General features: G+C 69.9%; 15 protein-coding genes. 5 read left to right on the top strand and 10 right to left on the bottom strand.

Translation table 11 applies throughout. The features are described 5' to 3' along the window. Nucleotides 1–296: 296 nt before the first annotated feature. The 4 genes from LPC04_RS28635 to LPC04_RS28620 are packed head-to-tail and all read right to left on the bottom strand — an operon-like array spanning nt 297 to nt 5,182. The gene (locus LPC04_RS28635) at nt 297–1,622 is read right to left on the bottom strand and encodes a hypothetical protein (protein WP_275685755.1); all 1,326 of its coding nucleotides are present in this window, start codon (nt 1,620–1,622) and stop codon (nt 297–299) included. A 10-nt stretch (nt 1,623–1,632) separates the two neighbouring features. Next, nucleotides 1,633–2,607, bottom strand: a complete 975-nt coding sequence (locus tag LPC04_RS28630) for an MBL fold metallo-hydrolase (RefSeq protein ID WP_275685754.1) — start codon at nt 2,605–2,607, stop codon at nt 1,633–1,635. 56 nt (nt 2,608–2,663) lie between these two features. Next, nucleotides 2,664–4,391: a long-chain-fatty-acid--CoA ligase gene (locus LPC04_RS28625; protein ID WP_275685753.1), complete on the bottom strand. Its 1,728-nt coding sequence runs from the start codon at nt 4,389–4,391 to the stop codon at nt 2,664–2,666. A 59-nt stretch (nt 4,392–4,450) separates the two neighbouring features. Beyond that, on the bottom strand, nt 4,451–5,182 hold the full coding sequence (locus LPC04_RS28620; RefSeq protein WP_275685752.1) for a DUF8198 family protein: 732 nt from the start codon (nt 5,180–5,182) through the stop codon (nt 4,451–4,453). 97 nt (nt 5,183–5,279) lie between these two features. Here LPC04_RS28620 and LPC04_RS28615 point away from each other — a divergent pair, with 97 nt between their 5' ends. Further along, a complete protein-coding gene (locus LPC04_RS28615; RefSeq protein ID WP_275685751.1) occupies nt 5,280–6,194 on the top strand; it encodes an esterase/lipase family protein in 915 nt (304 codons plus the stop codon). On the opposite strand, the gene LPC04_RS28610 is transcribed toward LPC04_RS28615, so the two are convergent. From LPC04_RS28610 to LPC04_RS28585, 6 genes are all read right to left on the bottom strand, one after another. Beyond that, a complete protein-coding gene (locus LPC04_RS28610) occupies nt 6,191–7,036 on the bottom strand; it encodes an HDOD domain-containing protein (RefSeq protein WP_275685750.1) in 846 nt (281 codons plus the stop codon). The genes LPC04_RS28615 and LPC04_RS28610 overlap by 4 nt on opposite strands. Nucleotides 7,037–7,142: 106 nt before the next feature. Then, nucleotides 7,143–7,409: a hypothetical protein gene (locus LPC04_RS28605; RefSeq protein ID WP_275685749.1), complete on the bottom strand. Its 267-nt coding sequence runs from the start codon at nt 7,407–7,409 to the stop codon at nt 7,143–7,145. A gap of 39 nt (nt 7,410–7,448) precedes the next feature. Next, nucleotides 7,449–7,628: a hypothetical protein gene (locus tag LPC04_RS28600; RefSeq protein ID WP_275685748.1), complete on the bottom strand. Its 180-nt coding sequence runs from the start codon at nt 7,626–7,628 to the stop codon at nt 7,449–7,451. 92 nt (nt 7,629–7,720) lie between these two features. Further along, the gene (locus LPC04_RS28595; protein ID WP_275685747.1) at nt 7,721–7,846 is read right to left on the bottom strand and encodes a hypothetical protein; all 126 of its coding nucleotides are present in this window, start codon (nt 7,844–7,846) and stop codon (nt 7,721–7,723) included. A gap of 94 nt (nt 7,847–7,940) precedes the next feature. Beyond that, a complete protein-coding gene (locus LPC04_RS28590) occupies nt 7,941–8,939 on the bottom strand; it encodes a LacI family DNA-binding transcriptional regulator (protein ID WP_275685758.1) in 999 nt (332 codons plus the stop codon). A 173-nt stretch (nt 8,940–9,112) separates the two neighbouring features. Continuing rightward, complete coding sequence (locus LPC04_RS28585) at nt 9,113–9,706, bottom strand: hypothetical protein (RefSeq protein WP_275685746.1); 594 nt, start codon at nt 9,704–9,706, stop codon at nt 9,113–9,115. A gap of 108 nt (nt 9,707–9,814) precedes the next feature. Between LPC04_RS28585 and LPC04_RS28580 the strand changes: the two genes are divergently transcribed. The 4 genes from LPC04_RS28580 to LPC04_RS28565 all read left to right on the top strand — a co-directional run bounded on the left by LPC04_RS28580 (nt 9,815) and on the right by LPC04_RS28565 (nt 13,495). Continuing rightward, entirely contained in the window at nt 9,815–11,236 is a 1,422-nt protein-coding gene (locus LPC04_RS28580; protein WP_275685745.1) for a S1 family peptidase, read from the top strand. After that, a complete protein-coding gene (locus LPC04_RS28575) occupies nt 11,218–12,213 on the top strand; it encodes an FHA domain-containing protein (protein WP_275685744.1) in 996 nt (331 codons plus the stop codon). Before LPC04_RS28580 ends, LPC04_RS28575 begins: the two co-directional genes overlap by 19 nt. Nucleotides 12,214–12,400: 187 nt before the next feature. Next, on the top strand, nt 12,401–12,841 hold the full coding sequence (locus tag LPC04_RS28570; protein WP_275685743.1) for a hypothetical protein: 441 nt from the start codon (nt 12,401–12,403) through the stop codon (nt 12,839–12,841). Nucleotides 12,842–12,952: 111 nt separating this feature from the next. After that, nucleotides 12,953–13,495, top strand: coding sequence for a hypothetical protein (locus tag LPC04_RS28565; protein WP_275685742.1), 543 nt, complete (start codon nt 12,953–12,955; stop codon nt 13,493–13,495). The last annotated feature ends 16 nt before the right edge of the window (nt 13,496–13,511 follow it).

The raw sequence follows: 13,511 nt of genomic DNA, 5'->3' as shown, positions 1-13,511 counted from the left end.
GGACAGTGAAACGCCTCTGCGCCGATGATAGTGCGGGTTCCCGTGTGAAAGTAGGACATTGTCAGGCTAATATCCCTGCAACCGCCCGAGCTAAATTCTTAGCTCGGGCGTTTTGCTTTTGGGGCCGCAATATTCGTCGCGGCCCATTGCGTTGTCACTCCATGCACTAGCGAAAACGCCCGGCTTGCCGGGCGTCTGTCGTTGGGGCGGCGACCGAGTGCGGCTCTGGCGCGCGCAGGCGAGACTTCAACGCCTTGCCGCATTCCCGCAGCGGCTGCCGGAGCACGGCAAGCCAATCAGCTCGGCGTCTTCTCTCGCAGATCGCTCGTCGATCCAACCCGCGCGTGCTGCTCGGCCAGCGTCTGCGGCCCGCAGGCCAAGGTGAAGAAGTCGTACGCGCCGGCGTCGCCGCGAGCTCGCGGAGGCCGCAAGTACTGCAAGTGCGTCTCCCGTCGGTCGCGCCGCGTCCCGGCGAGCTGCCAGGCGCTGGACGTCGTGGGAAACAGCGGGGACGCCTGGTAGCCCTTCAGCAGGGCCGGTTGCGGCCAGGGCGCCGCCTTCCAGAACGCTGCATGATCGGAAGCCGCCGAATAGTCGTGCCAAGTCAGCAACGGACTCTCGGCCAGCGCCTCGAGGTCGTTGCGGACGCGACGCGCGCCAGGCCATTCCGCGGCGATCGGAATGCAGTGGCCGAGCGTCACCATGGCCAACGTCGTGGCCTTGTTCGCCCGCCGGTTGCCGATGATCTCGCTCAGTTTCGGCAACGCGCGCGCGAGCACGGCGGCGGACATGATGCTGCCCGAGCTGTAGCCGACCAACAGGACTTCCCGCAGCGGCGCCGCCCCCGGCTGTCGCATCCGTGCCTCGACGGCCTCGGTCATGTGGGCGGCCATCTCGTCCAGGCGTGCATCGAGTGCCGGCACCTGGCCCAGCGCCTGCTGTCGCATGAAGGCATACAGGCGCAACAACCATTCGCAGTCGACACGGCGTGCCATCAGGCGCCACAGCAGCGCGCCCACGACCAGGCCCAGCGCCGCCGTCGGCAACGCGGACATCAGCCCGCTGAGCGCCAGCAGGCCGCCGATGACCAGCAGGCCTGTCGCGAACGACAGAACGCACACGATCAGCGGCAACATCGCCAGCCAGAACGCGGCCGGTGCCGTGCGCCAGATGCGTCGAAGCACGCCCGACCCGAGGCCGCCGGCGTAGATGTTCCAGTAGTCGCGCGCCAAGGTCAGCGGCGCGCGCCGCCAGTGGCGCTGCACGATGTCGTCCCAGCGCATGAAGTGCACGCGCGTGCGCATCGCCACCGGGCGGCCACCGAGCGCGGAGGACGCGCCGCGCCACAGGGCCGTCCACACCGACGCCCAACGGCCGATCCGATGCCGCTTGCCCAGCGCGAGGGTCTCGTCGTGCGCGGCGTTGCGCTGCGCGATGCCGGTGCGGAACAGCCGGTGATAGAAGGTCGCGCTTTTCGGATCGAAGCCGCTGAAGAAGAACACGAGCCGGTCGGGGGCGTCCGACTGGCTGCGCAGGTCGACCCGCGGGGCCGTCGGCGGCGCCGGCGCGAGCGTGTCGATGAAGTCCTCGCCAGGGACCGTCGTGTCGTCAGGGCTGGCCATCACGCGCACGCTATTGCGCCTGCGGCCGCACGGCCACCTGGTCGTCGTGCTGCAGCAGCACGCCGTCGTCGACCAGTCGCCGCACATGGCTGGCAGCCCAGTCGGCGGCGCCCGACTCATCCAGGCCGGCGCGTCGGGTGACGGTGCGGTAGATCGGCGTCTGCCGCATCCACGCCACCAGCTCGTCGAACGGTGCCTGGCGCACCTCGAGCAGATGAAACATCAGCAGCGCCCGCGCGGCGTGTTGCGCATGGCGCTCGGGATGGCGTTCGAAGGCCGACACCCGCTCGCGGCTCGCGGCCAGCGCCTGCGCGACGTCGGCGAACGGCCGCCCGTGCCCCGGCAGCACCGCACGGGGATCCAGGCGCTCGATCAGCGACAGCGTCGCGCGTGTCGGCCCGAAGCCGTCCTCGCCGACAAGCTCCGGGAAGATGATCGCGAGACGCTCCTCCCACAGCGCGTCGCCGGCGATCAGCGTGCGCGTCTGCGGCTCGAACAGCAGGATGGCGTCCATGTCGTGGCCGGGCGCCGCGTGGATCTGCCAACTGGCCTCGCCGAGCGCGATGCTGTTGCCCGGCACCAATGCGCGGTCGGCGACGAAGCGGGGGCACGGCTGGTCGGTCAGGCGATAGCTCAACGCGGCCTCGTCCCAGCGCTCGACCGCGGCCATGCTGGGCGACGGGATCCAGGTCTCGACACCGCCGCGCCTTTGCAGGGCGGCATTGCCGCCGCAGTGGTCGGAATGGAGATGCGTGTTGACGATGCGCCCGAGCCGCTCGCCGCCCAGCGCGCGATCGATCAGCGCGAGCGTCTGCTCGACATGCCCGCTGAAGCCGGTGTCGACCACGCTCGCCGGCACGGCACCGGCGGCGCGAAAGACCGCCTGGTTGGCCGACAGCCAGCCGCGCTCCAGCACCGTCAGGCCCAGCGTGCGCAGCAGGGCGGACGCGACCTCGCCCGACCCACCGGACTCGCGCCCAGGCATCGCGGAAGAGGCGGAAGCTGGAGGCGCGATGTCTGGCACGGTGCGGACGAAACCCTTCAGGAAGCCGGTGAGCGCAACTCGCGTCGCAGGATCTTGCCGACGTTCGACTTCGGCAGTTCGTCGCGGAATTCGATCGTCTTCGGACGCTTGTAGGCCGTGAAATTCTCGCGGCAATAGGCGGCGATATCCTCTTCGGCAAGCGCCGGATCGCGGCGAATGACGAACAACTTCACGGCTTCGCCCGATCGTTCGTCCGGCACGCCGATCGCCGCGCATTCCAGCACGCCCGGATGCAGGTTCACGACCTGTTCGATCTCGTTCGGATACACGTTGAAACCGGACACCAGGATCATGTCCTTCTTGCGGTCGACGATGCGCAAATACCCCTGTTCGTCCATGATGCCGATGTCGCCGGAGCGGAAGAAGCCGTCGTCGGTCATCACCTTGGCCGTCTCGTCCGGCCGCTTCCAGTAGCCCGCCATCACCTGCGGGCCGCGGATGCAGATCTCGCCGGCGGTGCCGAAGGGCACGTCGACGCCGTCGTCGTCGCGGATCGCGATGTCGGTCGACGGGATCGGCATGCCGATCGTGCCCGTGAACTCGCGCTTGTCGAGGCGGTTGCTCGTGGCCACCGGCGAAGTCTCCGACAGCCCATAGCCCTCGACCACCGGGCAACCGGTGATCTTGAGCCAGCGCTCGGCCGTCGCCTGTTGCACGGCCATGCCGCCGCCGTTGGAGATGACGAGGTCGGAGAAGTCGAGCTTGGCGAACTCCGGGTCGTTGGCGAGTGCGTTGAACAGCGTGTTGACCGCCGGGAACATGTTGACGCGGTAGGCCTTGAGCGTCTTGACGAAGCCGGCGATGTCGCGCGGATTGGGCACGAGGATGTTCATCGCGCCCAGGCGCGCGCCGAACATGTAGCAGATGGTCAGCGCGTAGATGTGATACAGCGGCAGCGCGCAGACGATGCTCAGCGGCTTGTCGCCCAGCTGCTCGAACATCGGCTTGAACCAGGCCTCGCTCTGCAGGATGTTGGCGACGACGTTGCGATGCAGCAGCGTCGCGCCCTTGGACACCCCCGTCGTGCCGCCCGTGTACTGCAGGAACGCGATGTCGTCGCCCGTGAGCGCCACCGGCTTGAGCACGCTGCGCGTGCCCTGCGCGATGGCCATGTTGAAGCGCGTCACGCTGCGGCCGCCGTCCTGCGGCAGGCGGAACTCGGGCACCATCTTCTTGACGTGGCGCAGCACGAAGTTGACGAGCTGGCCCTTCACGAAGCCCAGCATGTCGCCCATGGACGCGAGCACCACGTGGCGCACCTCGGTCTGCGCGACGACCGCCTCGAGCGTGTGCGCGAAGTTCTCGAGCACGATGATGATCGTCGCGCCGGAGTCGGCGAGCTGGTGCTGCAGCTCGCGCGCCGTATACAGCGGGTTGACGTTGACGACGACGCCGCCCACGCGCAGCACCGCGCCGATCGCGACCAGGTACTGTGGCACGTTGGGCATCATGATCGCGACGCGGTCGCCGCGCTGCACGCCCCTGGATTGCAGCCAGGCCCCGAGCGACTTCGAGCGCTCGTCGACCTCGGCGTATTTGAAGCGCACGCCCATGCAGGCGGCGGCGTCGCGTTGCGCGTGCGTCGTCCACGATTCCTCGAGCAGCGGCACGAGCGACGAATAGGTGTCCACCGGCACCGTGCCGGCCACGCCGGGCGGATAGTGCGTCAGCCAGGGACGTTGCGTGGAGGCGGCGGGAGCGGAGGTGGCGAGGGCATCGGTCATGGTCGACCATTGTGAGCCACCCGCCCTTCACCCCACCCCGGGGAAATCGGCTATGGCGGCTAGGGTAAGTGGACCAGAACGTCGTCCGCCGACAGCAGACCTGTCGCGGCCGCGACAGCCTCAGGCTCGAACAGGCGCGCGGCCAGCGCCGTCTCGCGCGCCTGGATCGTCGCGAGGAACTCCCTGGCGCCGCCCATTGCGCCGAAGGCATCGAAGCCGGTCTCGAGGAAGGCTTGCAGCGCGCCCATGCCCGCCGCGCGCGCGGGCCCGCGCATCGCCTTCAGGCTGGCGCGCAGCACGAAGCTGCGCGTGTGGCGATCGAGCGCCTCGCCCACGCTCATCACGAGGTCGATCTGGCGCGCGCGGGAGGCGCGCTCGCCGGTGGCCTGCCAGGCGCGGACGTAGCTCGCGCGCATCGGCGCCCGTCCGTCGAGGTGGATGGCCATCGCCGTGTCGAGGCGCTCCGACAGCGCATGCACCGCCGCCAGCGACTCGACCGTGGCGACGGTGTCGGCCGGGAACAGCCGCACCAGGGCCGGCACGATGCGGCTGAACTGCGCGTCCCGCTGCGTGAAGTCCTGCGGGCCGTAAAGCTCGTTGAGGAAGAAATTCGCCGCGCGTCCGTAGCGCGGATGCGCGAGCAGGCTGGCGTGCGTGCGCGCGAAGCGCTGCTGCTGGTAGGCCTTCAAGGTCTCGACAGCGGCTGCAAGGCCGGGCGTCGCGGCGCGGCGGAGGCGCTCGACGTCGACGGCGGCGAGGGACTGCAGGATGCGAGAGGCGATGTCGCTCATCGGTGCAAGCGTATCAGCCGGCTATCCCGCGACCCGGCGATGCGCGTTTGCATGCCATGCCATGGCAGGGCTGAAGACGCGGGGTGATACTCGCTGGATGCTCGCCCGCGTCGCCCGACTGCTGTTCGTCGCCTGGTTCGCCCTGCTCGCCGGCCTGCTGGTGGCGGCCCGCGTGACTGGCTGGACGCCCGCGTGCTGGATCGCGCTCTACGCGCTGGTGCTTGGTCACCCGACGATGCTGGCCATCGAGCTGCTGATGGCCCGTATCGTCGCCCGCCGCAGCGCGGCCCCGCGGGCGCGCTGGATCGACATGGTGCGCTCGGTGCTGGGCGAGTGGCGCGAGTCGACGGCGATCTTCGTCTGGCGCATGCCCTGGCGCTCGAACGCCATCGAGGATCACCTGCCCAAGACTTCGCGCGGCCTGCGCGGCGTCGTCTTCATCCACGGCTACATCTGCAATCGCGGCCTGTGGAACCCGTGGATGAGACGCCTGCTCAAGCTCGATCGCGCGTTCGTCGCGGTCAATCTCGAGCCGCTGTTCGCGAGCCTGGACGACTACGTGCCGCAGGTCGAGCGCGCCGTGCGCCGCATCGAGGCCGCCACCGGCCTGGCGCCGGTGATCGTCGCGCACAGCATGGGCGGCCTGGTCGCGCGCGCCTGGCTGCGCTCGCGCGCCACGCACAGGCGCAGCGACGGCACCGACGAGGCCGCGCGCCTGATCACCATCGGCACGCCGCACCGCGGCACCTGGCTGGCGCGCCTGGCGCGCACCGTCAACGGCCGCCAGATGGGCGTGGACAGCCCGTGGATGACGACGCTCGCCGGCAAGGAGCCGCCGACGTTGCCCGGCCTGATCACCAGCTGGTGGAGCGAGTGCGACCAGGTCGTCTACCCGCCGCCCACCGCGGTCTATCCGGGCAGCGAGGCCAAGCAGCTGCGCGGCGTCGGGCACATCGCGATGACGGCGCGCGAGGAGGTCTGGAACGAGATCCGGCGGCGGATCGACTACTAGTCCGTGTCGATGTCCAACAGCAACTGGCGCGTCGGTTCGAGGCCCAGGTGCAGCAGCCCCGCGATGTCGCGGATGTCGTCGGGCAGCGCCGCGTTGTCCCAGCCGTCCATCGTGTGCCGCGCGAGGCGGATCGCCAAGAGCACGTTGCGCACCTGCGAGTTCTCGGCATGGCTGTCGTCGGTGATGCGCACGAGGATCTCGGGCAGCCGCCACAGCTGCATCAGCACGTGCTGGATGTCGTTGAGCTCCGCGTTCAACACGTCGCGCTGCGCCGCGCAGGAGCGCAGCGTGGGATCGGCGTGCTGGCGGCGCTGCAGCTCGAGCGCCAGCGCGGGCGCGTGCAGCCAAAGCAGCATCTCGGTGAAGTCGTGCAGCTGCGCGGCCTCGTGCAGCACGACGGCGTCGTGGTCGGCACGGTGGATCGCGAAGCTGGCGGCGAAGCGCGCGGCGCGGTCGGCGCGCAGCAGCACGTGCTGCAGGCCGGCCAGCGCCTCGAGGTGGTCGGCGAGATGATCCTCGACCGTCGGTTGCGGTCCGAATTGGCGGAAGAACGGCGTGATGCCCATCAGCACCAGCGCCTCGACCACCGTCTCCGCATCGGTCAGGCGGCGATTCGATCCTTGCGTCGAGGCGTGGACCAGCAGCTTGAGCGTCATCAGCGGATCGCGGCCGATCACCTCGGAGATGATGCGCGCGTCGACGTCGTCCTCGATCAGCCGCATCTCCTCGATCGACGCCGCGGTGCTCGCGAGCACGGGGATCTCGCACTGCCGGAAGTAGCGCACCCAGCCGTCCACGTCGCGGGGCGTGCGGAACGTGGCGGCGGCGGGCAGGGCACTCATGGCGGGATCCGGGACTCGAGCAAGGCCGCCCCGCGGGATGCAGGGACGGCCACTTGCTCGTGTTATCGGACTCCCGCGCGCCGACTTGAGTTCCGCCGGCCGGGGATCACAGGCGGCGCACCTGGACGTAGCCGACGAGCTCGCCGTCGACGAACAGCGCGCCCTCCGGCGCACCGGCCTCGGCGTGGAACTCGACGCTGGCGTCGTGCTGGCTGCGCCGGCGCTGGCGGGCGTGCAGCGGGCGGGCGACGTCGCGCGCCTGGCGCGCGAGCGCGGTGCTGGCGCCGCGCAGGAGATGCGCCACGAAGCGGCGCCAGGTATCGCTGAAGGAGGGCCGTTGCGCGGGGCGATGGCCGGTCAGGACGGGGGTCATGTCGTTCTCCGGGGCGGCACTGGGACCGCTGGGGTGGATTCAGAAGCTGGGCGGCTTGTTGCGCGACAGGTCGAGGTTGGCGAACTCGCGTTTCAAGGCCTGGTTGGCGTCGTGGCGCGTGGCGTCGCGATCGCTGCCGTGCTTGCCGGCCTGGCGAAATTGCGCCGGCGCGACGAGCGGATTGCGTGGCTTGGAGGCGGGGAGGCTGAACTTGGGCATGGTCTTCTCCGACGAAACTGGGGCCGAAATGCGCGAAGGCCCGGGGGTCTGACAACCGCCCGGGCCTTCGCGAAGAGATGCTTCTCGCGGACTCAGAGCGGAATCGGGAACGGCTTGGCCGCATTGCGGACGGCCACGAAACGAGCGGCACGCGCGCTGCGCACGGCCGTCTGGACGGCTGCGTTGGCGGTGCGGGTTCGATTCAGGGCTTGGCGCATGGAGGCTCGTGAAGGGTTGCGAGGCGGGGTGTCGCGCCGATGTCCGACGCTTGGCGCAATGATAAACAAATCTTGATCTTGCGCAAGTACTTTATCAATCAATTGATCGCAACGCGTGGCGGGGCTGCATCGTCGAACTCCGGACGATCAACTCCGGCTCGGGGGCCACCGCGTTCGGCCGCCGATGCGACAGCAGATCGAGCATCGCGGACGCCGCGCGGCGCCCGAGCTCGATCACCGACAGGTTGACCGTCGTCCTCGGCGGCGACGCGTGCCTCGTCGCCAGCAGGTCGTCGAAACCGACGATGGAGATGTCCTCGGGCACGCGCAGGCCGTGGCGTTGAACGGCCAGGGTCGCGCCGCCGGCCATCTGGTCGTTGGCCGCGAAGATGGCGGTGAACTCGACGCCGCGCTCCAGCAGGCTTTCGACGGCCTCGGTGCCGCTGCTCTCGTGATAGTTGCCCTGCCAGACGAGCTCGGGGTCGAAGGCGACCCGCGCCTCCTCGAGCGCGGCGCGGTAACCGCGCTCGCGATCATGCGAGTCGGGGTGGCTGCTGTCCCCGGCGACGTGCGCGATGCGGCGGTGGCCGAGTTGCAGCAGGTAGCGCGTCGCGGCCAGCGCGCCGCGATAGTCGTTCGAGCGCAGCGAATGCAGGCCCGGCGCCTTCAGGTCGCGCCCGGTCAGGACGATGGGCAGTTCGGCCGCGAGATCGACCAGGAAGCGGTCGTCGAGGCTGCCGCCCAGCACGATGATGCCGTCGACCTGTCGAGTGCGCAGGACCTGCACGCAGTGCTCCTCCTCGCCCGGATTCCAGTGGCCGCTGGACACTACCAACGCGTAGCCGGCGCGCGACAGGTTCTCCTCGATGCCGCGCAGCAGCAGCGCGTCGAACGGGCTCTCGAAGTGCTGCGCGATCAGTCCGACCGTGCGCGTCCGCCCGTCGACCAGCGCCTTGGCGATGCCGTTGAGGACGAAGCCCAGGCGCGCGGCCGCGGCCTTCACTGCCGCCCGCTTGTCGTCGCTGACGTTGGTGGCGTCATTCATGACGCGCGACGCCGTCGAGACCGATACGCCCGCGGCGTCGGCAACCATCCGCAAGGTCACGTGAGATGTCTCGGCACGGCGCATGGTGATGGCCTCCTCTGGAAGGTCGTCTTCTGGACAACGAACCACGCCGGCGGGTTCCGGCGCGGTCGGGCGGATTTGACCAGCGCCATGGTGACAGCGTTTTCACGGCGACGCCGCCACCGCGCCCTGGCCGAAAGTCAGCGCTTCTTCTTCAACGGCGCGATGCCCGTCTGCACGGAATGCCACAAGGCCAACGGGTCGTCCGGCGGCGGTGGCGGCGCGGGCGGGCGGGCCGTCACGCCGGGGGCCAGCTTGCGCGGCGCGGGCGCGGGCGGCTGCGGTGCCGACGCGGCCTCGGGCTCCGGCATCAGCACCTCGCCCAGCAGGTCGAGCAGCCGCGTGCGGGCGCGCTGCGGATGCCGGCGGTAGTACGTGAGCACCAGGCCCGTGATGAAGCGCTCGTCGTCGTCCTGCGGCAGCGGGCTGTCGGATGCCGGCGGCGGCGCCGCGACCGCGCTGGCCTTGCCGGCCACATGCTCGGCGTCCATCCAGCCCGCCGGCTTCTGGCAGCACTGCTCGAACTGGCGCGCGAGGCGCTCGCCGATCAGGCGCGAGCGGCTCTTGATCTGGCTCCAGTAGCTCGGCTGGATCTGCAGCCGCTCGGCAAAACGGCGTTCCAGGCCCCGCAGCGTCGCGGCGTCGGGGTGCTTGATGGTGTTGCGGACGAATTCGTCGAACAGCGCGAGCGCGTTGTCCAGGCGGATAGAGGCCACGTCTCGGGGGGCGTGCATGGAGCGCAATGATAAAGGCTCGTGTCGCTGGACGCGGCCTCGCGGCGCAAGCCCTTGCCCGACCACGCCGGCAAGAATGCGTGCAAGTGCTCGGGGTACCATGGCTCGATGCTCTTGACTCGCCTGTTGCGGCGCCGCTCCGGACGCCTTCTCGCCCTGCTGCTGACGGCCGCGCTGAACGCGTGGGCCGGCGCCTCGCCGCCGGGCGTCCACCTCCCCTCCGCGCCGGCCTCGCCGCTCGCCAAGCCGCAGTCGGCGGCATCGGCCGCCGAGGACGACCGCGCCGCCGAGGACAACGCCAACCTGTCGGCCTCGGCGCGCCGCATCTACGACATCGGCCGCCCGCGGCTGCTGCAGGTGCGCACGCTGCTGCGCGACCAGGACAGCCAGGCCAGCGTCGGCTCGGGCTCGCTGGTGGGCCCCGACGGCCTGATCCTGACCAACTACCACGTCGTCAGCCAGGTGGCCCTCGAGCCGCAGCGCTACCGCCTCAACTTCCAGACGGTCGACGGCGTCACCGGCGCGCTGCAGCTGGTCGCGTTCGACGTCGTGCACGACCTCGCGCTGGTGCGCATGGCCAAGCCGCCGGCGGCCGTCGCCGCGCGCGGGCTGTTCGAGTTCCGCCCCGCCGCGACGCCGCTCGCGCAGGGCGAGCGAATCTTCTCGCTGGGCAATCCGCTGGACGTCGGCTTCGTCGTCGTCGAGGGCACCTACAACGGCCTCGTCGAGCGCAGCTTCCTGCCGCAGATCCTGTTCTCAGGCTCGCTCAACCCGGGCATGAGCGGCGGGCCGGTGCTGGACGACAAGGGCCACATCGTCGGCGTCAACGTGGCCACGCGGCGCGACGGCCAGCAGATCAGCTTCCTCGTGCCGGCCGAGTTCGCGCAGGCGCTGATCGCGCGCGGCGCGCAGGCCAAGCCGATCACCGGCCCGGTCGAGGCCGAGATGGCGCGCCAGCTGCTCGCGCATCAACAGCAGCTCACGTCGCGCTTCGTCGCGCTGCCGTGGCGCGAGACCAAGCACGCGCACTACAGCGTGCCGGTGCCGCAGGAGGACTTCATGCGCTGCTGGGGCTCGTCGAATCCGTCGGAGTCCAAGGGCTTGTCGTTCGAGCGCTCCGACTGCCAGATGGACACGGCCATCTTCATCAACGAATCGCTGCGCACCGGCGACCTCGCGGTGCGCCACGAGGTCTACGACGGCAGCAAGCTCGGCGCGCTGCGCTTCGCGCAGGAGGCGGGCCAGAGCTTCCGCAACGAGGGCATGGGCCGGCGCACCCACGACCTCAGCGCGCCCAAGTGCCAGGAGGACTTCGTCGAGAGCGCCGGCCTGCCGATGCGCACCGTGATGTGCCTGCGCGCGTATCGCCACCTGCCGGGGCTTTACGACGTCGCGGTGCTGTCGCAGTCCGTCGACGCCAGGACCGAAGGCGTGCAGGGCCGCTTCGACGCGCGCGGCGTCAGCTTCCAGAACGCCATGCTGCTCGCCAGCCACTACCTGCAAGGATTCGCATGGAAACGCTCGCCCTGATCGAGACGCTCGACCGGGACGGCCAGCCGCGCCAGGTGCTGCGCGTCTCGCAGTGGCCGGTGCGCATCGGCCGCGCGATCGACTGCGACCTCGTGCTCGACGACCCGCACGTGGCGGCACACCACGCGACGCTCGCGCTGCGCGAGGACGGCGTGCACGTGGAGCCGGCCGCCAGCGTCAACGGCGTGCGCCTGGGTCGCGCGGCCATCGCGCCCGGATCGACGCCGCTGCTGCCGGCCTCCAGCGTGATGACGCTGGGCGCCACGACGCTGCGCGTGCGGCTCGCCGGCGAGGTGCTGGCGCCCGAGCAGCGCCTGCTGGACCTGCTGCAGTACGAGCGCCGCCACGCCGTGACGCTGATGGGCCTGATCCTGTTCGCCGCGGTGTGGCAGGGCTTCTCGCTGTGGCTGTCGACGGTGCCGGGCGCGCAGGGCACGGCGCTCACCTGGAACTACCTGTCGGCACCGCTGGGCCTGATCATCTGGTGCGCGCTGTGGGCCATCGGCTCGATGCTGTTCCAGCGCCGCTTCGCGTTCTGGGCGCACCTGTACATCGCGCTGAAGTGGCTGCTGATCGCCATCGTCACCGAGGCGGCGACGGCGCAGGTCGCGTTCGCGTTGTCGATGCCCTGGATCGAGAAGCTGGGCCGCATCGTCTTCGTCGGCGCGATCGCGATGATGATGTGGCGCCACATGGGCCTGCTGCTGCCCACGCGCCGGCGCGCCGTCGGCATCGCGATCGGCAGCGCGGTCGCGGTGAGCAGCGGGCTGCTGCTGATCGACCGCTCGATGCAGCAGCAGCCGCTGATCGGCGACCTCTACCTCGGCACGATCTCGCTGCCGGGCGTGCGCCTCGCCAAGCCGGTCTCCAGCGACGCCTTCGTGAAGTCCGCGGCGCCGCTCGAGAAGACGCTGGCCAAGTGGGCCAAGCCGGGCGACGACGACGATGACGAGGAAGGCGGCGGCGACGACGACTGATCGTCACGCGGCCTCAGGCTGCGTGTGATCGATCCGGCGTTGCGCCGGCCAGCCTAGGGTCGACGCGGATGAGTTGCGTCTTGCCGCGATGCTACAGTCGCGCGGTCGCGCAGAGGGGCGCGACGACCGACGCGCGTTTTGAGCGTGCGTTCGAGACACCACTACAAGATTCACGGGAGGAATCTTCATGCTCAAGCGACTCATCGCCGCCACGTGCCTGGCCGCCGGCCTGTCCGCCATGACCGGCTGCGCCGTCAACCGCGCCGAGGCCAACCTGATGGCCGACGCCGACCTGACCAAGGTCAAGACGCTCTACGTCGTCCACGCCGAGAAGGACAACCACGACGTCGACAAGGACCTGAAGGCCGCCTTCGAGAAGCGCGGCTTCGCCGTCACCACGGGCCCGGCCAGGACGCCGCCGTACCCGGCCGACGCCGTCGTCACCTACGTCGACAAGTGGATGTGGGACCTGACGATGTACATGCTCGAACTCACGGTCACCGTGCGCAATCCGACCAGCGACTTCCCCATGGCCACCGGCCATTCGCTGCACACGTCGCTCACGCGCAAGTCGCCGGCCGAGATGGCCGACGAGGTCGCGGGCAACATCGTCGCCGCCAAGCATTGATTCGTCGGTGCGTGCGTCGCGCGTTTCGCGCGGCGCGTTCCACTCGCCATTCCCGGTGATGCTCGCGCTCGCGGGCGTCGCCCTTCGTTCGACCCAAAAAGGCCAGACACCATGAACTTCCAATCCGTGACCCGTTCCCTGTCCATCATCGCGCTGTGCGCGTCCGCCGCCGTCATCGCCGGCTGCGCCACGGCTTCCAAGCCCGAGGCCATGGTGCCGACGACGGCCATCGCCGGCACGCAGCACCACGCGACGACCAGCGTCGTCGTCGCCGGCGGCTCGGACACCAGCGCCATGGGCAAGTCGCAGATCTCCAACGAGGCCTTCCAGCAGGCCATCGTGCAAGCGATCGAGAAGAACAAGACCTTCACGAGCGTCGTCAAGGCGCCGGGCGGCGACTACGCGCTGGCCGTCAACGTGATCGCCATGGACCAGCCGTCCTTCGGCCTGAGCTTCACCGTGAAGATGGAAGCCGCCTGGTCGCTGAAGAAGGCCGACGGCACGGTCATGCTGCAGGAGTCCATCAAGTCCGAAGGCACCGCCGGCATGGGCGATGCGTTCGCCGGCGTCGAGCGCCTGCGCATTGCCAACGAGGCCGCGGCGCGCGCCAACATCGCCGCAGCCCTGGAAAAGATCGGCAAGCTGAACTTCTGATCCTCGCGCTTGCGAG

It is taken from the genome of Scleromatobacter humisilvae (genome assembly GCF_023231945.1).
Lineage (GTDB): Bacteria > Pseudomonadota > Gammaproteobacteria > Burkholderiales > Burkholderiaceae_C > Scleromatobacter > Scleromatobacter humisilvae.
Note: the sequence above shows the minus strand (reverse complement) of the source record. Positions and strands in the feature narration are given on the sequence as shown.

Excerpts from the sequence above, each read along its gene's own strand:
- LPC04_RS28620 (WP_275685752.1), bottom strand. The coding sequence starts at position 5,182 with ATGAGCGACATCGCCTCTCGCATCCTGCAGTCCCTCGCCGCCGTCGAC.
- LPC04_RS28595 (WP_275685747.1), bottom strand. The coding sequence starts at position 7,846 with ATGCGCCAAGCCCTGAATCGAACCCGCACCGCCAACGCAGCCGTCCAG.
- LPC04_RS28590 (WP_275685758.1), bottom strand. The coding sequence starts at position 8,939 with ATGGTTGCCGACGCCGCGGGCGTATCGGTCTCGACGGCGTCGCGCGTC.
- LPC04_RS28630 (WP_275685754.1), bottom strand. The coding sequence starts at position 2,607 with ATGCCTGGGCGCGAGTCCGGTGGGTCGGGCGAGGTCGCGTCCGCCCTG.
- LPC04_RS28585 (WP_275685746.1), bottom strand. The coding sequence starts at position 9,706 with ATGCACGCCCCCCGAGACGTGGCCTCTATCCGCCTGGACAACGCGCTC.
- LPC04_RS28600 (WP_275685748.1), bottom strand. The coding sequence starts at position 7,628 with ATGCCCAAGTTCAGCCTCCCCGCCTCCAAGCCACGCAATCCGCTCGTC.
- LPC04_RS28575 (WP_275685744.1), top strand. The coding sequence starts at position 11,218 with ATGGAAACGCTCGCCCTGATCGAGACGCTCGACCGGGACGGCCAGCCG.
- LPC04_RS28615 (WP_275685751.1), top strand. The coding sequence starts at position 5,280 with ATGCTCGCCCGCGTCGCCCGACTGCTGTTCGTCGCCTGGTTCGCCCTG.
- LPC04_RS28635 (WP_275685755.1), bottom strand. The coding sequence starts at position 1,622 with ATGGCCAGCCCTGACGACACGACGGTCCCTGGCGAGGACTTCATCGAC.
- LPC04_RS28570 (WP_275685743.1), top strand. The coding sequence starts at position 12,401 with ATGCTCAAGCGACTCATCGCCGCCACGTGCCTGGCCGCCGGCCTGTCC.
- LPC04_RS28610 (WP_275685750.1), bottom strand. The coding sequence starts at position 7,036 with ATGAGTGCCCTGCCCGCCGCCGCCACGTTCCGCACGCCCCGCGACGTG.
- LPC04_RS28605 (WP_275685749.1), bottom strand. The coding sequence starts at position 7,409 with ATGACCCCCGTCCTGACCGGCCATCGCCCCGCGCAACGGCCCTCCTTC.
- LPC04_RS28565 (WP_275685742.1), top strand. The coding sequence starts at position 12,953 with ATGAACTTCCAATCCGTGACCCGTTCCCTGTCCATCATCGCGCTGTGC.
- LPC04_RS28580 (WP_275685745.1), top strand. The coding sequence starts at position 9,815 with ATGCTCTTGACTCGCCTGTTGCGGCGCCGCTCCGGACGCCTTCTCGCC.
- LPC04_RS28625 (WP_275685753.1), bottom strand. The coding sequence starts at position 4,391 with ATGACCGATGCCCTCGCCACCTCCGCTCCCGCCGCCTCCACGCAACGT.